At 70.7% G+C, this 19,570-nt stretch carries 16 protein-coding genes; 10 read left to right on the plus strand and 6 right to left on the minus strand.

Translation table 11 applies throughout. From position 1 onward, the window contains the following. The first annotated feature begins 42 nt into the window (after positions 1-42). Positions 43-636 carry a 5-formyltetrahydrofolate cyclo-ligase gene (locus ABTX78_RS13820; protein WP_352206997.1) on the plus strand — a complete coding sequence of 198 codons (594 nt, stop codon included), beginning with the start codon at positions 43-45 and terminating at the stop codon, positions 634-636. Here ABTX78_RS13820 and ABTX78_RS13825 read toward each other — a convergent pair. Beyond that, a complete protein-coding gene (locus ABTX78_RS13825; RefSeq protein WP_352206998.1) occupies positions 617-3,454 on the minus strand; it encodes a penicillin acylase family protein in 2,838 nt (945 codons plus the stop codon). The two genes, ABTX78_RS13820 and ABTX78_RS13825, sit on opposite strands and share 20 nt — an antisense overlap. A gap of 266 nt (positions 3,455-3,720) precedes the next feature. Between ABTX78_RS13825 and ABTX78_RS13830 the strand changes: the two genes are divergently transcribed. Next, entirely contained in the window at positions 3,721-5,169 is a 1,449-nt protein-coding gene (locus tag ABTX78_RS13830) for a potassium/proton antiporter (RefSeq protein WP_352207071.1), read from the plus strand. Positions 5,170-5,612: 443 nt separating this feature from the next. Here ABTX78_RS13830 and ABTX78_RS13835 read toward each other — a convergent pair whose 3' ends face one another. Beyond that, positions 5,613-6,764 carry a baeRF10 domain-containing protein gene (locus tag ABTX78_RS13835; RefSeq protein WP_352206999.1) on the minus strand — a complete coding sequence of 384 codons (1,152 nt, stop codon included), beginning with the start codon at positions 6,762-6,764 and terminating at the stop codon, positions 5,613-5,615. A 622-nt stretch (positions 6,765-7,386) separates the two neighbouring features. On the opposite strand from ABTX78_RS13835, the gene ABTX78_RS13840 reads away from it, so the two are divergent. From ABTX78_RS13840 to mscL, 5 genes are all read left to right on the plus strand, one after another. Then, entirely contained in the window at positions 7,387-8,655 is a 1,269-nt protein-coding gene (locus tag ABTX78_RS13840) for an MFS transporter (RefSeq protein WP_352207000.1), read from the plus strand. 68 nt (positions 8,656-8,723) lie between these two features. Next, positions 8,724-9,074 carry an FmdB family zinc ribbon protein gene (locus ABTX78_RS13845; RefSeq protein ID WP_352207001.1) on the plus strand — a complete coding sequence of 117 codons (351 nt, stop codon included), beginning with the start codon at positions 8,724-8,726 and terminating at the stop codon, positions 9,072-9,074. A gap of 148 nt (positions 9,075-9,222) precedes the next feature. Further along, positions 9,223-10,062, plus strand: a complete 840-nt coding sequence (locus ABTX78_RS13850) for an S-methyl-5'-thioadenosine phosphorylase (protein ID WP_352207002.1) — start codon at positions 9,223-9,225, stop codon at positions 10,060-10,062. A gap of 678 nt (positions 10,063-10,740) precedes the next feature. Next, a complete protein-coding gene (locus ABTX78_RS13855) occupies positions 10,741-10,953 on the plus strand; it encodes a hypothetical protein (RefSeq protein ID WP_352207003.1) in 213 nt (70 codons plus the stop codon). 162 nt (positions 10,954-11,115) lie between these two features. Next, positions 11,116-11,589, plus strand: a complete 474-nt coding sequence (gene mscL, locus ABTX78_RS13860) for a large conductance mechanosensitive channel protein MscL (RefSeq protein WP_352207004.1) — start codon at positions 11,116-11,118, stop codon at positions 11,587-11,589. A gap of 73 nt (positions 11,590-11,662) precedes the next feature. Here the strand turns inward: mscL and ABTX78_RS13865 are convergent, their stop codons facing one another. Further along, entirely contained in the window at positions 11,663-11,869 is a 207-nt protein-coding gene (locus ABTX78_RS13865) for a hypothetical protein (RefSeq protein WP_352207005.1), read from the minus strand. A gap of 443 nt (positions 11,870-12,312) precedes the next feature. Here ABTX78_RS13865 and ABTX78_RS13870 point away from each other — a divergent pair, with 443 nt between their 5' ends. The 3 genes from ABTX78_RS13870 (at position 12,313) to ABTX78_RS13880 (ending at position 15,489) form a co-directional block, all read left to right on the plus strand. Then, positions 12,313-13,518 carry a low temperature requirement protein A gene (locus ABTX78_RS13870; protein ID WP_352207006.1) on the plus strand — a complete coding sequence of 402 codons (1,206 nt, stop codon included), beginning with the start codon at positions 12,313-12,315 and terminating at the stop codon, positions 13,516-13,518. Then, a complete protein-coding gene (locus tag ABTX78_RS13875) occupies positions 13,515-14,570 on the plus strand; it encodes a P1 family peptidase (protein ID WP_352207007.1) in 1,056 nt (351 codons plus the stop codon). The genes ABTX78_RS13870 and ABTX78_RS13875 overlap by 4 nt, the downstream gene beginning before the upstream one ends. 133 nt (positions 14,571-14,703) lie before the next feature. Then, complete coding sequence (locus ABTX78_RS13880) at positions 14,704-15,489, plus strand: DUF6227 family protein (RefSeq protein ID WP_352207008.1); 786 nt, start codon at positions 14,704-14,706, stop codon at positions 15,487-15,489. 33 nt (positions 15,490-15,522) lie between these two features. On the opposite strand, the gene ABTX78_RS13885 is transcribed toward ABTX78_RS13880, so the two are convergent. The 3 genes from ABTX78_RS13885 to ABTX78_RS13895 are packed head-to-tail and all read right to left on the minus strand — an operon-like array spanning position 15,523 to position 19,348. Next, positions 15,523-17,640, minus strand: a complete 2,118-nt coding sequence (locus ABTX78_RS13885) for a PTS fructose transporter subunit IIABC (RefSeq protein ID WP_352207009.1) — start codon at positions 17,638-17,640, stop codon at positions 15,523-15,525. After that, positions 17,637-18,590, minus strand: a complete 954-nt coding sequence (gene pfkB / locus ABTX78_RS13890; protein WP_352207010.1) for a 1-phosphofructokinase — start codon at positions 18,588-18,590, stop codon at positions 17,637-17,639. Before pfkB ends, ABTX78_RS13885 begins: the two co-directional genes overlap by 4 nt. Further along, the gene (locus ABTX78_RS13895) at positions 18,587-19,348 is read right to left on the minus strand and encodes a DeoR/GlpR family DNA-binding transcription regulator (RefSeq protein WP_352207011.1); all 762 of its coding nucleotides are present in this window, start codon (positions 19,346-19,348) and stop codon (positions 18,587-18,589) included. Before ABTX78_RS13895 ends, pfkB begins: the two co-directional genes overlap by 4 nt. Between the last annotated feature and the right edge of the window lie 222 nt (positions 19,349-19,570).

Here is a 19,570-nt window from a genome sequence, read left to right on the forward strand (position 1 = left end):
TCCTTCTCATAAAGACGTATACGAGAGGTTTGTGAAGTCACCATGTGCAGGGACTTGTCCGGAAAGAGTGCGGTTCGCCGTGAACTCCTGGACGCACGCGGCCTGCTGTCCCCCGAGGACGTCCGCGCCGCCGCCGTGGTCCTCGCGCGACAGGCGCTCGCCCTGCCCGAACTGGCGGAGGCGGCCACGGTCGCCGCGTACGTCTCGGTCGGCCGCGAACCCGGCACCCGCGCGCTGCTCGACGCGCTGCGCGTCCGCGGCGTCCGCGTGCTGCTTCCGGTCCTGCTGCCGGACAACGACCTGGACTGGGCCGTGTACGGGGGCGCCGGGCGACTGGTGCGCGCCGCGCGCGGGCTGCTGGAACCGGACGGGCCGCGGCTCGGGCCGGACGCCGTGCTGGAGGCCGATGCGGTGCTCCTTCCCGGTCTCGCCGTGGACGGGCAGGGGATGCGGCTGGGCCGCGGGGGCGGTTCCTACGACCGGGTGCTCGCCCGGCTCGCGGCGGCCGGCGCCGATCCCGCGCTGGTGGTGCTGCTGTACGCGGACGAGGTGGTCGCGCACGTTCCGCGGGAACCGCACGACCACCCCGTCCATGCCGTCGTCACCCCCGATGCCGTCAGGCGTTTCGGGGGATGAGCTTCAGGGTGTCCACCGTCTTCGCGGACACCGCCTGTTCACTGAAGGACCAGTCGAGCAGTTCGCCGTCGGCCCACTTGTCCGTCTGATCGGTGTAGTGCGCGCTGTAGGCGTGCCCGGAGGCGCCGGTCAGATTGATCCAGCCCGACTTGTCCCAGTCCCCGACGGTGACGACCATCCGCATCGACGGCACCCAGACCACGTCGTAACCGCCCGCCGCGTTCCAGCCGGTGGCGTTGACTGAGGCCTCGCCGCCGCCCAGGTTCCACGGGCCGCGGTTGAGCACGAACTGGAGGAAGCCCGGACCCTCGGTGCCGAGCGTCTGGTTCTTGAGCGTCAGCTGGTGCAGACGGCCCCAGCTCCAGCGGGAGGCGTCCTTGCCGAGCTCGGCCGTCAGCTCCCAGCGGGCGTCGCTCATCGCCCGGGCGAGCAGCTCGTCACGGGTGTCGGTCGGCTTCTGCGTGCGGGTGCCCGGGGAATGCCACCACGGGTTCTTCTCGTCGGTGAGTATCCGGCGCACCACCTCGAACCAGCGGTCGCCGCCGTCCGGCTGCGCGGTGTCCGTATCGCGCTGGCCGCACTCGCGCACCCGCTCGGTGAGCTCGTCCTCGGGCGCCGTGCTGTCGGCGGGCAGGACGTTCAGGCACTCGCCCTCGACGCGCAGCTCCTTGGGCAGCTTGTTGCCGAAGGCGAGCTTGAGGACGTTGCGCCAGACCGCGTTGAAGTAGGCGGCGGCGCCGGAGTCGGGCTCCTGCGTGTAGCGCCAACCCTCCAGCAGCTTCTGCGCCTCACGGACGTAGGGGTCGGAGACGTCGATCTTCAGCAGATACGGCGTCAGCAGCTCGGCGATCTCGCTGCTGTTGTCCATCTGCATGGTGCGCATGTCTTCGGTGGAGATCTTGCCGCCGCCCTGGATCTTCGTCTCGATGAGGTCGTTGATCCGCTGGCTGCGGGCGCCGTAGCCGTAGTCCTCGGTCAGCAGGTAGGGGTACTTCTCGGCGTCGATGACCGCCTGGTTCGCGGTGACGATGTAGCCGCGCTGCGGGTTCTCCTCGAACGGCAGCTCGTCGAAGGGGATGTAGCCCTTCCACTTGTACGCCGGGTCCCAGCCGGGAGCGGGCACCGAGCCGTCGCCCTTGGCGCGGACCGGGATCTTGCCGGGCGCCTGGTAGCCGATGTTGCCGGCGGAGTCCGCGTAGACGAGGTTCTGCGAGGGGACCTCGAAGTTCTTGACCGCCGCACGGAAGGACTTGAAGTCCTTGGCGCGGTTCAGCTCGAACACCGCGTCCATCGACTTGCCCGGCTGGAGCGCGGTCCACTGGAGCGCCACGCCGTAACCGGTGGCACGGTCGGGCGCGGAGTTGGAGACCGGCGCCTGCTGGCCGACCTTCTCCAGTTCGGTGCTGCGGTCGGAGACCAGCGGGCCGTGACCGGTGGAGCGGACGGTGATCGTCTTGCTCTTGCCCCCGGCGACCTTGATGACCTCCTTGCGGGTGGTCAGCTCCTTCTCCTGGTTGCCCACCAGATAACTGTCGCCGCTGATCTTCTCGAGGTAGAGGTCGGTGACGTCCGCGCCGAGGTTGGTGAAGCCCCAGGCGATGTTCTGGTTGTGACCGATGACCACGCCCGGCATACCGGAGAAGGTGTAGCCAGCGGTGTCGTACTGGCAGGACGCCGAGATCTTCCGGCAGTGCAGGCCCATCTGGTACCAGAGCGAGGGCAGCTGGGGCGCCAGGTGCGGATCATTGGCCAGCATGGGCCTGCCGGTCGTCGTGTACTTGGAGGAGACGACCCAGGAGTTGGAGCCGATGCCGTTGCCGTTCGGCCCGAGCAGCTCCGGGATGGTCTCGAGGGTCTTGGAGAGCGCCGAGAGCTGGGAGTTCAGGCCCTGCGCGGCCTCGGCCGCGCCGCCACCGCCGCCGTTGTCCAGACCGCTGCCGGTGCCCTCACCGGTGCCGCTTTCGCCCGAACCGTCCCCGCTGCCGTCGCCCGTGCCGCCGTCGCCATCGCCTCCGGAAGACCCGTCCGACTCGCCGGAGGGCTCGGCCTCGGGGTCGAACGTGCCCGTGACCGGGTCGATGCCGCCCTTGTCCACGATCGGCTTGTTCCGGTCGTACGGATAGGCCGGATACAGATCCTTGATCTGCTTCTCGTCGAGCCGGCTGGTCAGCAGCGAGCGGTCGATCTCCTCCTGCATGTTGCCGCGCAGGTCCCACGCCATCGCCTTGAGCCAGGCCACCGAGTCGACCGGCGTCCAGGGCTCGGGCTTGTAGTTGTTGGTGAAGGAGAGGGCGGCGTACTCGACGGAGAGGTCCTTGCCGTCCTTGCCCTTCAGATAGGCGTTGACGCCGTCGGCGTAAGCCTGGAGGAACTTCTTCGTCTGCGGCGACAGAATCTTGTCGTACTCCTGCTGCGCGACCTCGCGCCAGCCGAGCGTGCGCAGGAAGGCGTCCGTGTCGACTTGCCCGGAGCCGAACATCTCCGAGAGCCGGCCGGCCGTCATGTGGCGGCGGACGTCCATCTCCCAGAACCGGTCCTGCGCCTGGACGAAGCCCTGGGCGCGGAAAAGGTCCTCGTCGGTGTCCGCATAGATCTGTGGGATGCCGAAGTCGTCGCGTTTGACGTCGACCTGGCCGCTGAGGCCGTCGAGTTCTATCGACCCGGTCGTCTGCGGGAACGAGGCGCGCACCGTACTGATGCTCCAGTACGTGCCGAACCCGATACCCGCCAAAAGCGCCAGCACCAGGACGATCACGAGCAGGCGGGCGCGTCGCCCCTTCTTCTTCTTGGGGGAAGAGGCGGTTGTGTTGGCGGGCATCGCTGTCCTTCGAGGCGCAGGCTGATCCTGGGAGTGCTGGAGCAACCATAGGCGCAGCGTCGAGGCGGTCCGGACGCGGTATCCGTAAGCAGGCCAACGGACCGATCCCTCGAACAGGTGATCCAGCGCGTCAAGAAAACGTTAAAGATTAGGTAAGGTAACGAAGTGTCGCCTGCTGGAGGAGCGCTCCGGCACGTAGGCGCGAGGGGAAGGATCGGCCACTGACTGTCCACCAGCTCAACGAACTCCTGCTCATCTGCTCGCTCATCCTGCTCTTCGCCGTGGCTGCGGTCCGCATCTCCTCGCGCAGCGGGCTTCCCAGCCTGTTGCTGTATCTCGGCATCGGCGTCGCCATCGGCCAGGACGGCATCTTCGATGTCACCTTCAACGACGCCGAACTGACGCAGGTGATCGGCTATGCCGCGCTCGTGGTGATCCTGGCCGAGGGCGGTCTGGGCACCAAATGGCAGGAGGTCAAACCCGCGTTGCCCGCGGCGGTCGCACTGTCGACCGTCGGCGTCGCGGTGAGCGTGGGCGTCACCGCCGCAGGAGCGCACTATCTCGTCGGCCTGGAATGGCGGCAGGCGCTCATCATCGGCGCGGTGGTCTCCTCGACGGACGCGGCGGCCGTCTTCTCCGTCCTGCGCAAGGTCCCGCTTCCCTCCCGGGTGACGGGTGTCCTGGAAGCCGAATCCGGCTTCAACGACGCCCCTGTGGTGATCCTGGTGGTCGCGTTCTCGGCGGCCGGCCCGGTCGACGAGTGGTACGTCCTCGTCGGCAAGATCGCGCTGGAACTGGCGATCGGCGCGGCCATCGGCCTGGCGGCGGGCTGGCTGGGAGCCTTCGGGCTGCGGCGTGTGGCGCTGCCGGCGTCGGGTCTGTACCCGATCGCGGTGATGGCGATCGCGGTGGTGGCGTACGCGGCCGGCGCCATGGCGCACGGCAGTGGATTCCTCGCCGTCTATCTGGCCTCGATGGTCCTCGGGAACGCGAAACTGCCGCACGCGCCGGCCAACCGCGGCTTCGCGGAGGGCCTCGGCTGGATCGCCCAGATCGGCATGTTCGTCCTGCTGGGCCTGCTGGTCACCCCGCACGAACTGATCGACGACTTCTGGCCGGCCGTCGTCGTCGGCCTGGTGCTGACCATGGTGGCGCGGCCGCTCTCGGTCATGATCAGCCTGCTGCCGTTCCGCATCCCCCGCCAGGAACAGGTGCTGCTGTCGTGGGCCGGACTGCGCGGCGCCGTGCCCATCATCATCGCCACCATCCCGATGGTGGCGGCCGTGCAGGGCAGTGACCGGATCTTCAACATCGTCTTCGTACTGGTCGTCGTCTACACCCTGATCCAGGGACCGACGCTGCCGTGGCTCGCGAAGTGGCTGAAACTCGGCTCCACGGACGCCGCCGATCTGGGCGTCGAGTCGGCGCCTCTGGAGCGGCTGCGCGGACATCTGCTCTCCGTGTCGATCCCGGACGAGTCGAAGATGCACGGCGTGGAGGTCGCGGAGCTGCGGCTGCCCGCGGGCTCCGCGGTCACCCTCGTCGTGCGGGAGGGCACGAGCTTCGTACCGCTGCCCTCGACCGTTTTGCGGCGGCGCGACGAGTTGCTGGTCGTGGCGACGGATCCGGTCCGGGACGCGGCGGAGCGACGCCTGCGGGCGGTCGGCCAGGGCGGCAAGCTCGCGGGGTGGCTGGGGACGGGCGAGCTCAGCTGACGGGCGGGTCGCCGGCGGAGCTCATCGCCGGGGGGGACGGTTCGCGGATCTGCACCGGACATGGCCGGACAGCCCGGTCCGACATCTGTGAATCCGGCGCCTGCGAGTGGGGGATCCGCGATGCCGTGAGCACTGTCGGCGGATCATGACCACCGCCCGAACAGATCCGGCGATCATGAGCATTGGTCACGGTCAGTAGTTGCTTGAGCGGAACGGGAGCCGGAGACAGCACAAAGGCCCGGTTCGTCGACCCGGGCCCGAGGACATCCTGCACGCAGACGGTCCCCGGAAATTTCTGATCAACCCATTACGCGTTTCCCAGAAGTCGCCGGGGACCTGGCCGGTGCCCGACAGGTACTCCGCATGGAAGTCCTGTCGTGGTTGACCGGTCCTATTTGCAATGATTACTCCGGTTCTGCGAGGTGGTCAAGGGATCCGGCGCACTACTCCGCGCCGGCCTGCTGCGGGGGAAGTTCGAAGCGCAGCAGTGCCCCGACCTGGTGCGCGCGAAGTTCCGTCTCCGGCTCGATGTGCCGGACCTCGCCGCCGTCGTCGATGACGGTCTCGGTCAGTTCGTCGATGATGTCGGGGACCTCGCGCAGCGGCTCCCCGCAGAGCGGGCAGGTCTTTCCCGAGTTCGCAAGCAGCCCGTCCCTGTCACAGACGACGCCGGGGGCGACCGCATCCTCGTCCACCGCCAGCGTCCGGATCGCGGCCAGCGACGCGCCCCACAGCGTCTCGTCGAGCCCGACGGCGCAGGGCCGCCGGGCCGCCGTGGCTTCGAGGATCTCGCCGACGAGCTGTCGCTGCTCCTGGTGTGCGTGGCCGGAGACGAGCTCCTGCACCTTCTGCTTGATGTCCGCGGGCGTGGCGGTCTCGCGGTCGACGGTGAAGCTGCCGATGAGCCGGTCCCGCAGGTCGCGCGGGAGAAATTCGATGAAGACCGGTACCTCGTAAGAGTGGCCGCCGACGACGAGCAGGTCGAAGCTCCCGGTCCCGAACAGCTGCTTCAACTCGCCGATGAGCCGCCGGTAGTGCCGTTTGCTGAGCTCGTCGGCCTTGTTGCGGACCCGGTCCTCGGCGAGCCCCGCGGCGTAGTCGGGCTTGCGCAGCGTACGGTCGCGGATCGTCTCCAGCTCCCGGGCCTGGTCGATGTAATGCTCCCAGACCTGGCCGGTGCCCTTGTCCACGATGACCGCGCAGGTGCGGTAGTACTCATCGAGCACGCCCAGCATCGGACGGACGTACGGACCGGCGTCCACCACGATGCGTTCGCGGGTACTTCGCGGCAGCCACACCTGCTCGTAGACACCGTTGCCGCTGCACGAGAAGACGGCGACAGCGCCCGGCCTGTGGGGCTCCTCCTCGAGCGATTTCTCGATCTTCGCGATGTCGTCGCGGAGCGAGAGCCGCGCGGCGTGCTCAAGTGAGCGATCCTCCGCGAGGGGTCGGATGCGGTCCAGCAGACTCGCCACCCGGGTCAAGAACGCGCGGCGGCCCGTCCTGTCCGGTTCCGCGGGGACGTAGAGCGAGACCAACGGAAGTCCGTTCCCGTCCAGCCGGAGAATTCGATCGACCTGGTCTTGCGTGATCATCACCGCTCCTCGCGCTCCGTGAGCTCGCTCCCCCGTTCCAGGTAACGCGGTGGGCGCGGGAGCAGCAACCGCAGCGTGACTCAGTACGGGCACCCCTGGGCTGCCCCGGGCCGGGCGGGTCAGGCACCGATGCCTTGGGAACGCGAACTCACGGGGCCGAGTCGCGCGCCGCCGGACCAGGATGGCCGGCGCCATGGCGAAGATCAGCCCGGCCAGGATGACGAGCTCGACTCCCTGGGGATTCCACGTGAACGACCGCTCGGCCTCGGCGGCGGGCGGAGCGCGGGGGCTCCGCTGAACGGCGGGGCCGGAGCTGGGGACGGGGGCCCGGCCGTCCCTTTCGGCCGGCCGTCGGCGCCGCTTTTCGTACGCCCGATTAATCCCAGGTGTACATCCGAGAGTGTGGCGCATTTCCCAGGCGCAACGCCCCGCATCACCTGTACCATGAAGGCACACTTGATCGACCAACTCTGCCTGACGCAGAGCTGGCGCGACCGTATGGCGGCCGGGCGTGCCCCTTCCATGGGCCCCGGCATCTACCGCAGTTCCGCGCAAGAGGACAGCTCTCGGCGGCTCCCGTACATCCAGGGGAGCGCTACCAGGCGGCAGAAAGGCACGGACCGTGGCATCCACGGTCACCACCGGCAAGCGCCCGGGCTACGGGCAGCTGCTGCGCACTCCCGGCGTCTGGACCTTCCTGCTCCCCGGCTTCGCCGCGCGACAGCCCTTCGCGATGCTGACCATCGGCATCGTCCTGCTGGTCCAGCACACGACCGGTTCGTACGGCAGCGCCGGAGCCGTCGCAGCCGTCACCGGTGTCTCCATGGCACTGTTCGCACCGCAGAGCGGCAAGCTCGCCGACCGTTTCGGCCAGCGTGCCGTCCTGCTGCCGGGCGTCCTGGTGCACGCCGCGTCCGTCGCGGCCCTCACCTCTCTCGCGCTGGCGGACGCTCCCTTGTGGGCGCTGTTCGCCGCCGCCGTTCCGGCCGGCGCCTCGGTGCCGCAGGTCGGCCCCATGGTGCGTGCCCGCTGGGCCGCCAAGCTCGAACGTTCGCCGCTGATGCCGGCCGCCGCGGCCTTCGAGTCCGTCACCGACGAGTTCACCTTCGTCGTCGGACCGGTCCTGGCGACCGCGCTCTGCACCGGCGTCCACCCGGCGGCCGGCCTGATCGCGGAGGCCGCACTGACCCTGGCCGGCGGCCTGCTGTTCGCGGCCCAGAGCCGTACGCAACCGGCCGTCCGTCCCCTCACCGCGGACTCCGCACCGCGCGTCTCCGCACTGTCCGTGCCGGGCGTACGGGTCCTCGCGGTGGCCTTCCTCGGCATCGGGTCGGTCTTCGGCGGCATGCAGGTCTCGCTGACCGCCTTCTCCGAGGAGATCGGCAACCCCGGCGCGAACGGACTGCTGTACGGCGTCTTCGCGGCCGGCAACATGCTGGCCGGCATCGCCTGCGGCGCGATCGCCTGGAAGAGCAGCCCGCGCCGCCGCATGATCATCGGCTACACCGGGCTCACCCTGGCGGCCTCCCTCCTCTGGTCGGTCCACTCGGTGGCCCTGCTCGGCGGACTCGGGCTGATCGTCGGCCTCTGCATCGCTCCCGCCCTGATCAGCGGCTACACGCTGGTGGAACCGCTGGTGCCGGCCACGGCCCGCACCGAGGCCTTCACCTGGCTCACCGGCGCGGTGGCACTCGGTCAGGCGGCGGCCGTCACGGTGGCCGGACGACTGGCCGACGCGCATGGCGCGAGCGCCGGATTCGTGGTCCCGCTGGCGGGCACCGCACTCGCCCTCGTCACCCTGCTGGCCCTGCGTTCTCGGCTCTCGCCGAAGAAGCCGGGACGCATCATGGCGCGTGGCGTCGGTCACCGAGTGCCGATGGCGGTGGACTGATCCAGCGGAATACGTCACTATGGACCGTCGTTAGCACTCATTGAGTGAGAGTGCCAGGAGGAAGACCAGTGCCGACCTACCAGTACCAGTGCACCGAATGCGGCGAGGGCCTCGAGGCGGTGCAGAAGTTCACCGATGACGCCCTGACCGTGTGCCCCAACTGCGAGGGACGCCTCAAGAAGGTGTTCTCAGCCGTCGGCATTGTCTTCAAGGGTTCGGGCTTCTACCGCAACGACAGCCGCGGCTCGTCGTCCAGCAGCTCGCCGTCGTCGACCTCGTCCTCGTCGACGGGCACGAAGACCTCGGAGTCGAAGACGTCCGACTCGAAGACGGCGTCTTCGTCGTCGTCCTCGTCGTCCTCGTCGGGCTCTTCCAGCAGCTCGAGCTCGTCGTCGAGCTCCGGCAGCTCGGCCGCCTGACCCACAGATTTCGTGCCGAGGACCCCGCCGTTCCGAACGGCGGGGTCCTCGGCGTACCCGTGCTTGCCCGAGGCGCGTCTTCGGCGACCATGGGCTTTGACCCACGGCCCTGCCCTCGGGCCTCCGCCGCGTCGATAGTGTGATCGGTATGGCGAACGCGAACGCAGAGATCGGCGTGATCGGCGGCTCCGGCTTCTACTCCTTCCTGGAGGACGTGACCGAGGTCGAGGTCGACACCCCGTACGGCAGTCCGAGCGACTCCCTCTTCCTCGGTGAGGTGGCCGGCCGCAAGGTCGCCTTCCTTCCCCGGCACGGACGCGGGCACCATCTCCCGCCGCACCGCATCAACTACCGCGCCAATCTGTGGGCCCTGCGCTCGGTCGGAGCACGGCAGGTGCTCGGCCCGTGCGCGGTGGGCGGGCTGCGCCCGGACTACGGGCCCGGCACGCTGCTCGTCCCGGACCAGCTCGTGGACCGGACGAAGGCACGCGAGCAGACGTACTTCGACGGACTCCCGCTGCCCGACGGAAGCATCCCCAACGTCGTGCACACGACCTTTGCCGACCCCTACTGCCCCGCGGGACGCGCGGTCGCTCTCAAGGCGGCGCGCGGCCGCGAGTGGGAGCCGGTGGACGGCGGAACACTGGTGGTCATCGAGGGACCGCGCTTCTCCACGCGTGCGGAGTCGAAGTGGTTCGCATCGGCGGGCTGGTCGGTGGTGGGCATGACGGGACACCCGGAGGCCGTGCTCGCCCGGGAAATGGGCCTCTGCTACACGTCGTTGGCGCTGGTCACGGACCTGGACGCGGGCGCCGAGACCGGCGAGGGCGTCTCCCACACCGAGGTGCTGCGGGTCTTCGGCGAGAACGTCGGGCGGCTGCGCGAGGTGCTCTTCGACGCGGTGGGCGCGCTACCGGCGAACGAGGACCGGGACTGCCTGTGCGCGCACGCGCACGACGGCTGGGACCTGGGGATCGAACTGTCCTGAGGGCGGCGGGGATTGGCCTGCCAGGGGTGATGCGTCGTGGTTGATGCGCGGTGGCCGGGGCTAGCCGGGGGCGGGCGTCCGCCGGGGCGGGGGCTCGCTGGGTAGGGCTGGCTGGGGGTGGGCGTCCGCCGGGGTGGGGCTCGCTGGGGCGGGTCTCTCTTGCGCGGGTCACTGAGGCGGGTCGTCGGGGCCGGTCGCTGGGGACGGTCGTTGGGGACGGTCGTTGGGGGCGGGTCGCCCGCCGGGTGAGGGAGTTGTCCACATGCGGTGGGCCGTCCACAGGCTCCGGCGGGAGGCGCGTGAGGGGTGGATCGTGAGGACCGTTCGGTCCTTCGACTCCTCTCTTTCTCACGACAGGTGGTACGTGCCATGTCGCTCCTGCCTCCCTCTTCCGCGCCCGCTCCGATGAGCGTTCCGCCCTTCGCTCCGCTGCGTGTGCGCGGCGGAGCACATCGCCTGCGGCGGGCGATGTGTCGCCGACGAAGGGCGCTTGCGGCGGGTCTCGCCCTGACGGCGGCGGCCCTTGCCGCATCGGGCGCCCGGGGAGCGGACGCACCCAGCGGCGGAGCCCATGCGGCGACTCCCCCGCGAGCTCCGAAGCCCGCCGCCGAGATGGTGTCCGCCCCCGTCCGGATCGCGGATGCGGCGACCGTGCGGCTTCTGCGGCCGGGCGACAGGGTGGATGTGATCGCTGCGCCCAACTCCCCCGTGGGGCAGGGGACACCGAATGCCCGGGTCGTCGCCACCGGTGCCCGAGTGGCCGAAGTGCCCGGCCCGGTGGACACCACGACCGACAGCGGTGCCCTCGTCGTACTGTCCGTCCCACGGACCACCGCCGCCGAACTCGCCGGCGCGGGCACGACCTCCCGGCTGGCGGTGACGGTGTGCTGACCGCGACCAGACCGACGCGAGCCCCGTGGCGGATCATCAGTCGCACTGGCGTGCCGTCAGGCCACCTCCCCTCCCCCGGCGATTGGACAGTACGACCGGGCGCTGCCGTAGGTTGCGGAGGGTTTGTTTCGGAGACCCGCACATGCGAAGAAGGGTTCATTGGTGAGCGAGAAGAAGGTCAGCGTCCTGGAGGGCTTCAAGGCCTTCCTGATGCGCGGCAATGTCATCGATCTGGCTGTCGCGGTCGTCATCGGTGCGGCATTCACCCAGATCGTGAACGCCGTGGTGAAGGGCGTCATCAACCCGCTGGTCGGCGCGTTCGGCACCAAGAACCTCGACTCCTACAGCTCCTGCCTCAAGGGAACCTGCCGGCAGGTGAACGGCGAGATCGACGGCATCAAGATCATGTGGGGTTCCGTCCTCGGCGCGACGCTCACCTTCCTGATCACGGCAGCCGTCGTCTACTTCCTGATGGTGCTGCCGATGGCCAGGTACCTGGCCAGGAAGGCGGAGCGGGACGCGGCGAAGGAAGGCGCGAAGGAGATCGTCGAGCTGAGCGAGCTGGAGGTGCTCAAGGAGATCCGCGACGCCGTCGTGGCCCAGTCGCAGCGCGGTTCGGGGCACGACCGCCCTTAGGCCCGTTCCACATCGCGGAGCAGCCGACCGACCCACGCCGGTTCGGACGGAGTGGGCTCGGAAGGGGCAGGACTCAGATGTGGTGGGGCGGCTTCTCATCGAGGAAGCGCGCCAGATCATCGCCGCTCCCACCGCGCCCGGCAGGCCGCTCGCCCCACCCGCGGTCCGTATCGTCCGCGGACTGCTGGTCCAACGGATCGTCGAAGTCGATCCTCGGCTTCGGGGGATTCTGCCGGGGCTGCTTCGCGTCTCGCGGTCCGTGGGCGGGGGCGGCACTCATGCCTCCAGGGTACGGCGACGGCCCGGCCCCTCCTCGCGGCAGAGGGGGGACCCACGACCACGGCTCACGCCGGGTCCGCGACCACGGCCCAGAACCGGTCTGGGGTCGCGACCCTCACCTGATCCGTGGTTGCGTTCCACACCCGGTCCGTTGTCGCGACCCCAGACCGGTCCGTGGTCGCGACCCGAACAGTACGAACCGGTCGGGCCCAGCTCGTCATCCCGGACCCGGCGCTGCGCTCCGCAGCGGCGCTCGCAGCACACGGACCGGCTGCGGTCCGTCCGCACCCGGCTCCGCACCCCTGGCCGCGCCCGGGTCCGCCCCTCGCGTGCCACCCCGCGCACCGGCGCCGCACCCTGAAGGCGCAGGTCCGGACGGCCGCCCCGGGTCCGGGTGCCGCGCCTCTGGGTGCCGGGGCGCGCCCGCTCTGCTGTGCTGGGTACATGACGTCCTCAGCCACCGGACCCGGCTTCGCGCCACTGCGGCGTATGACCCCCCGCAGTCGCGACGAGGAGCACCGCCAGGCCACACCGCTCGAGCTCTTCTTCGATCTGTGTTTCGTCGTCGCGGTCGCCCAGGCGGGCCTTCAGCTCGTCCACGCCCTCGCCGAGGGCCACCCCGGCACCGGCGTCATCGGCTATGCCTACGTCTTCTTCGGCGTGTGGTGGGCATGGATGAACTTCACCTGGTTCGCCTCGGCGTACGACTGCGACGACGTGCCTTACCGGATCGCCACGTTCTTCCAGATCGCCGGGGTCCTCGTCTACGCGGCCGGGGTGCCCCGCGCCTTCAACGACAACGACTGGACCGTCGCCGTCGTCGGCTACCTGATCATGCGGGCGGCTCTGACGACGCAGTGGCTGCGGGCAGCCGCGGCCGAAAGCGGCCCGGCCAGGAGGACGACGCTGATGTACGCGGTCAGCCTGGTGGTGTGCCAGGCGGGCTGGGTGGTTCTGCTGTTCGTGCCCGACGACTGGAGGCGCTGGCTGTTCCTGGTCGTCGTCGTGGCCGAGCTGCTCATCCCGATGATCGCCGAACGCAACCATCAGACGCCGTGGCACGCGCACCACATCACGGAGCGGTACGGCCTGTTCACCCTGATCGTGCTGGGCGAGACGATGGCGGCCAGCACCGTCGCCGTGCAGTCCGCGCTGGACGAGAACGAGGCCCTCGGGAAACTGCTGCCCATCGCGTGCGGCGGGCTGCTGATCGTCTTCTCCGCCTGGTGGATCTACTTCGCCGTGCCGGCCCACGAACGTCTGGTCTCCAACCGGCAGGCCATCCCCTGGGGTTACGGGCACCTCCTGATCTTCGGGTCGGCCGCCGCGATCGGTGCCGGCATCGAGGTGACGGTCGAGCACGCGATCGGCAAGGCGCACATCACCTCCTTCGCGGCGGCGGCGGCCGTCACCGTTCCGGCGGCGGTGTTCCTCTTCATGGTCTGGCTGCTGCACGCGCGCTACTTCAAGCGCGGCAAGGCCCAGCAGCTGGACCTGCCGGTGGGCGCGGTCCTGATCCTCGCCTGTACGTTCGCGGGGGATCGCGCCGTCCTGCTGGCGGGGCTGGCCGCGGCGGCCACAGTGGTAGTGGGCGTGGTCCTGAGCACGAAGCACCCGGACGCCTATCCCCGTGATACGCAAGGGACATGACCCAGTCAGCGGACAGGACCCGCCACGACGCACTGACGGATGTGGCCGGGCTGCGTGTCGGCCACGCGCGCGTGGCGGGCGACCGCGCGCTCAGCGGCACCACCGTCGTTCTCGCTCCCGAGGGCGGGGCGATCGCGGCCGTGGATGTACGGGGCGGCGGCCCCGGCACCCGGGAGACGGACGCGCTCGACCCTCGCAATCTGGTTCAGCGGATCGAGGCCGTCGTCCTGACCGGCGGCAGCGCCTTCGGGCTGGACTCGGCGGCCGGTGTGATGGCGTGGCTGGAGGAGCGGGGGCGGGGCGTTCCGGTCGGCGCACCCGGCCAGGTCGTTCCGGTGGTGCCGGCCGCCTGCGTCTTCGACCTGGGCCGCGGAGGCGACTGGAAGGCGCGGCCCGATGCGTCGACGGGGCGGGCGGCCGTCGAGGCCGCCGCCCGCACCGAGACCGGCGAACCGGTCGCGACGGGCGGCGTCGGGGCGGGCACCGGCGCCGTGATCGGCGGCCTCAAGGGCGGCGTCGGCACGGCGAGCACCGTGCTCGACTCGGGCATCACCGTCGCGGCCCTCGTGGTCGCGAACGCGGTGGGCTCGGCGGTCGATCCGCTCACCGGCGTGCTCTACGGGCAGTACATCGACGGCCCGGTGCGGTATCCGGCGGCCGAGGTGCACGCGGCCGCGACCCGGCGGCTGGAGGAGGCGCGGGCGGCGAGCGGCCCACCGCCGCTCAACACCACTCTCGCCGTCGTCGGCACCGACGCCGTCCTGACCCGTGCCCAGGCGCAGAAGCTCGCGGGCACCGCGCACGACGGCATCGCGCGCGCCGTACGGCCGGTGCATCTGCTCAGCGACGGCGACACCGTCTTCACGCTCGCCACCGGTGCGCTGCCACTGGAGACGGCGAATCCCCTCGCGCTCAACGACGTTCTCGCCGCCGGCGCGGACGTCGTGACACGGGCCATCGTGCAGGCGGTCCTCACGGCACAGGGCACCGAGGGACCGGGCGGGGTCTTCCCCTCGTACCGGGAGCTGTACGACATCGGCCGACCTAGGTGAATGACGGCCCGTCGAGTGCGGGGAACTTCACAATGAGCCCCTTCGTTTTCCCGAACGCAGGACACGTTGTCAGACCCAGGGGCTACGTTTAGCAACCACCAAGTGACTTGCGGCGACGGCCTGGAGACCCACCTTGAACGATCCGTACGAGACAACCGAGGCGCACCTCGAGCGACTCCTCGGTCGGGCGCTCAACTCCTTCGATCTGCCCGACGCGACGGTCGGGCGGCTCGACTCGGCGCTGGCTCACGCGAGTTCGCTGCACTCCTCGCACCACAGCGCGGTCCTGGACCGCGTGACGTACCGGCATGCGTATCTGCTCAGCGACGGCAGTTCGCTCGTCCTGTGGGAGCTCGTCCACAGCACCGGGCGAAGCGGCTCCGAGCAGCACGAGCTCTACACCGAGGAGTCGGAGGCGCGGCTCGCCGCGTCTCGGCTGCCCTCGGGCTTCCCCGGGTTCGCCACCGCGGACGGCGATTCCGGTTCCGGGGCGGCCGAGCTCGGCATCGGTGACCTGGGCGCGAACCTCGACGCCGACTTCGAGCTCCTGGCCGCCCTCATGACCGCGCCCCCGGCCGCGCTCCCCCGGATGTACGTCCCGGACAACTCCGCGGATCACGCCCGCCGGGTCCTGCGCCGCGCCGAGAACAGCGACCGGCCGGGCGAGGAGACCGCGGGGCTGCTGCGCGCGGCGTTCGCGCACCACATCACGCAGGTCTTCGGCCGTCAGTACCGGGTGGACGGCAAGGACGCGGGCTTCACGCTGTACGAGCACGCGTTCCTGCTCCTCGACGGCACCGAGACGAGCCTGTGGGAGGTGGAGCACACGGCCACCCCGGACGGCCGCCACATGTGCGAGGTGTACGGATCGGAGCACACCGCGCGCGAAGCCATGGAGCTCCGCGCGCGGGTGCGCTGACCGAGCCTGTTACCCAAGGGCCCGGTGCGGCTGTCAGGCGGCGGCGAGGACCTTGGTCTCTTCTTCGGCCTGCGCGGGCGCCTGTTCCGGCTGTGCCTTGCGGAGTCCCTTGAGCAGGATGACCATCGCGGTGCTGACGAGCGTGCCGGCGAGGATCGCGACGAGGTAGAGGAACGGGTTGCCGATCAGCGGCACCACGAAGATGCCGCCGTGCGGGGCGCGCAGTGTGGAGTCGAAGGCCATCGACAGCCCGCCGCTGACCGCGCCGCCCGCCATCGCCGCCGGGATCACCCGCAGCGGGTCGGCCGCGGCGAACGGGATCGCGCCCTCCGTGATGAATGAAGCGCCCAGCACCCAGGCGGCCTTGCCGTTCTCCCGCTCCGTCCTGGTGAACAGACTCCTGCGTACGACGGTGGCGAGGGCCATCGCCAGCGGCGGCACCATGCCGGCTGCCATCACCGCGGCCATGACCTTCAGCGACCCCTCGTTGGGGTTGGCCAGCCCGCCGACCGCGAAGGCGTAGGCGACCTTGTTCAGCGGACCGCCGAGGTCGAAGCACATCATCAGCCCGAGGATGACGCCCAGGATCACGGCGTTGGCGCCGGAGAGGCCGGACAGCCAGTCCGTGAGCGCCTTCTGGAGCTCGGCGATCGGCTTGCCGACGACCAGGAACATCAGGAAGCCGACGACCGCGGACGAGACGAGCGGGATCACGACGACGGGCATGATGCCGCGCAGTGGAGCGGGGATCGGGATGCGTTGGATCGCCATCACGGTCGCACCCGCGAGGAGGCCGGCGATCAGGCCGCCGAGGAATCCGGCGTTGATGGTGAGGGCGATCGCACCGCCGACGAAGCCGGGAACCAGACCGGGGCGGTCGGCCATGCCGTAGGCGATGTAGCCGGCCAGGACGGGCACCAGGAAGCTGAAGGCGAGCCCGCCGACCTGGAAGAGGAGGGCGGCCCAACTGGTGTGGTCGGTCCACGCGAAGTGTTCGGCGACGGACTTGGCGTCGGAGATCTCGTAGCCGCCGATGGCGAAGCCGAGAGCGATGAGGAGCCCGCCGGCGGCGACGAAGGGCACCATGTAACTGACGCCGCTCATCAGCCACTTGCGCAGCCGGGTGCCGTAGCCGTCGCCGGGTTCTCCGGCGGAGTCGGCGGGCGCGGCCGTGCCCGCCGCGCTGACCTCACCGCGTTCGGCCTTGCCGCGTACCTCGTCGACGAGTGCTGCCGCCCTGCTGATGCCGGCCTTCACGCCGACGTCGACGGTGGGCTTCCCGGCGAAGCGGGCCTTGTCCCGTACGGGCACGTCGTGGGCGAAGATCACACCGTCCGCGGCCCGCACGGTCTCGGCGTCGAGCCGGGTGAATCCGGCGGAGCCCTGCGTCTCGACGTCGATGTGGACGCCGGCCGCCTCGGCCGCCTTCTGGAGGGATTCGGCGGCCATGTAGGTGTGGGCGATGCCGGTGGGGCAGGAGGTGACGGCAACGATCCGGAAGGGCGCGTCGTCGTCCCGGGCCGGTGAGGCCACGGCGGACGCGGTCGCAGCGGTTACGGCCGGGGCCGCAGCCGCAGCCGCTGCCGGTGCGGCTGCTGTCTGCGCGGTCTCAGCGGGTACGGCCGGGGTGGCCGCCGCTGCCGGTGCGCCTGCTGCCTCCGGTTCGGCCCGCGACGCCGGCTCGGCGGCCGGCGCGGCGTCTGCCGACGGGGCATCGCCGCGGATCAGGGAGGCCGCCGCGCTCGCGTCCGCCGTCGTCCGGAGCGCCGAGGTGAACGCCTCGTCCGTCAGCCGGCGGGCCAGCGCGGACAGGATCGTCAGATGCGCGTCGTCCGCGCCCGCCGGGGCCGCTATCAGGAAGATCAGGTCCGCCGGGCCGTCCGGTGCACCGAAGTCGATACCCGCGGCACTGCGGCCGAACGCCAGCGTTGGCTCCGTGACATGCTCGCTGCGGCAGTGCGGGATGCCGATGCCGCCGTCCAGACCGGTCGGCATCTGCGCCTCGCGCGCGGCCACGTCCGCGAGGAACCCCTCGAGGTCACTGACCCGGCCGAGTGCCACCATCCGTACGGCCAGCGAGCGGGCCGCGGCCTCCTTCGTCGTCGCGGCCAGGTCGAGGTCGACCAGGTCCGCGGTGATCATCTCGCTCATCGCGGGCTCCCTTGCTCAGTGAGTACTCGGTCCAGGGGGATGTCCACGGTCACCGTGACGGCGGACGGTTCGAGGTCGGCCGGGGTCGGCATCACGCTGCCCGGCAGCTGCACGGCGGCGGCGCCGTGTGCGACCGCGGCGGCCAGTGCGCCGGGCCCCTCGCCGCCCGCCGCGAGGAATCCGGCGAGAGACGCGTCGCCCGCGCCGACGTTGCTGCGGACGGCGGCCACGGCCGCGCGGCCGAACCAGGTGCCCGCAGCGCAGGACAGCAGTTGGCCGTCGCCGCCCAGGCTGGCCAGTACCGCCCGCGCTCCCAGCTCCCGTAGTTCCTCCGCCGCCTTGACCGCGTCGCCGACGGTGGCGAGGGGGCGGTCGACGGCCTGCGCGAGTTCGTCGGCGTTGGGCTTGACGACGTCGGGGTGCGAGCGCAGCGCCGCGAGCAGGGAGGGACCCGAGGTGTCGAGGGCCACCCGGGCGCCGGCCGCGTGCGCGCGGGCGACCAACTCGGCGTACCACTCGGGCCGGAGGCCCCTCGGCAGGCTGCCGCAGCAAGCGATCCACGACGCCGACGCGGAGTGCGCCGTGGTCATGGACAGAAGTGACTCGGCCTCTGCGGCGGACAGTTCGGGGCCGGGCGCGTTGATCTTGGTGAGGGTGCCGTCCGGTTCGGCGAGCGCGATGTTGGAACGCGTCCCGCCGGTGACCGGAACCGCGGCGACCTCGATGCCCTGCCCGGCGAGCAGTTCGGCGACGAGCGTGCCGGGCGCCCCTCCGAGGGGCATGACGGCGACCGTGCGGTGACCCGCCGCCGCGACGGCCCGCGAGACGTTGACGCCCTTGCCGCCGGGGTCCATCCGCTCGGCGGTGGCGCGCAGCACCTCGCCGCGGTCCAGCACCGGGACCTCGTACGTACGGTCCAGCGACGGGTTCGGGGTGACGGTGAGAATCATGCGCGTACCACTTCCGTGCCCGCGGCCTCGATCGCCGCGGCGTCCTTCGGGGCGAGCCCGCTGTCGGTGATGAGCAGGTCGACGTCGGTGAGGTCGCCGAAGCGGGCGAAGTGCTCCTCGCCGTGCTTGGCCGAGTCCGCGAGCAGCACCACGCGCCGGGCGGCGGAGACCATTGCGCGCTTCACGGAGGCCTCCGCCAGATCCGGGGTGGTGAGGCCCTGGTCCGCGGAGAAGCCGTTGGCGCCGAGGAAGACGACATCGGCGCGGACCTCTCCGTACGCGCGGAGCGCCCAGGCGTCGACCGCCGCGCGCGTACGGTGCCGGACCCTGCCGCCCACCAGGTGGAGGTCGATCCCGGGATGGTCCGCGAGCCGCGCGGCCACCGACAGGGCGTGGGTGACGACGGTGAGGGAGCACTCCAGCGGGAAGACTCCCGCGAGGCGTCCCACGGAGGAGCCGGCGTCGAGGATCACGCTGCCGTCGGCGGGCAGTTCGGCGAGGGCCGCCTGTGCGATGCGGTCCTTCTGGTCGGCGGCCGTCGACTCGCGCTCGGACAGATCGGGCTCGAAGTCGAGCCGCCCGGCAGGAATGGCACCGCCGTGCACACGACGCACGAGCCCCGCCCGGTCGAGGGCCTTGAGGTCGCGCCGGATGGTCTCGGCGGTGACCTGGAACTCCTCGGCGAGGGACAGCACGTCGACACGGCCGCCGTCGCGAGCGAGACGCAGGATCTCCTGCTGGCGCTCCGGTGCGTACATGTGGTTTTACATCCGTTTCATGCCCGACCCTGTGGTTTTAAGAGGAGAGTACGCCTGGATTTCGCCAAAGTAAACAGATACGGGCGGCGGACGGGCACGTTCGGGCTGTGCGGTCCGGTTTGCGCCCGGGACGAGAGCCGGGGTCGGGCCGCGGTCGGGGTCGGGTCGGGGCCCGGCAGGCGCGGGCAGCGCAAGGGCCCGGGCCGGGATTCGTCCCGGGCC

Source organism: Streptomyces sp. NPDC096193, assembly GCF_040302905.1.
In the GTDB taxonomy this organism is placed as follows: Bacteria; Actinomycetota; Actinomycetes; order Streptomycetales; family Streptomycetaceae; genus Streptomyces.

Excerpts from the sequence above, each read along its gene's own strand:
- ABTX78_RS13820 (WP_352206997.1), top strand. The coding sequence starts at position 43 with ATGTGCAGGGACTTGTCCGGAAAGAGTGCGGTTCGCCGTGAACTCCTG.
- ABTX78_RS13825 (WP_352206998.1), bottom strand. The coding sequence starts at position 3,454 with ATGCCCGCCAACACAACCGCCTCTTCCCCCAAGAAGAAGAAGGGGCGA.
- ABTX78_RS13835 (WP_352206999.1), bottom strand. The coding sequence starts at position 6,764 with ATGATCACGCAAGACCAGGTCGATCGAATTCTCCGGCTGGACGGGAAC.
- ABTX78_RS13850 (WP_352207002.1), top strand. The coding sequence starts at position 9,223 with ATGGCGAACGCGAACGCAGAGATCGGCGTGATCGGCGGCTCCGGCTTC.
- ABTX78_RS13865 (WP_352207005.1), bottom strand. The coding sequence starts at position 11,869 with ATGAGTGCCGCCCCCGCCCACGGACCGCGAGACGCGAAGCAGCCCCGG.
- ABTX78_RS13870 (WP_352207006.1), top strand. The coding sequence starts at position 12,313 with ATGACGTCCTCAGCCACCGGACCCGGCTTCGCGCCACTGCGGCGTATG.
- ABTX78_RS13875 (WP_352207007.1), top strand. The coding sequence starts at position 13,515 with ATGACCCAGTCAGCGGACAGGACCCGCCACGACGCACTGACGGATGTG.
- ABTX78_RS13885 (WP_352207009.1), bottom strand. The coding sequence starts at position 17,640 with ATGAGCGAGATGATCACCGCGGACCTGGTCGACCTCGACCTGGCCGCG.
- pfkB (WP_352207010.1), bottom strand. The coding sequence starts at position 18,590 with ATGATTCTCACCGTCACCCCGAACCCGTCGCTGGACCGTACGTACGAG.
- ABTX78_RS13895 (WP_352207011.1), bottom strand. The coding sequence starts at position 19,348 with ATGTACGCACCGGAGCGCCAGCAGGAGATCCTGCGTCTCGCTCGCGAC.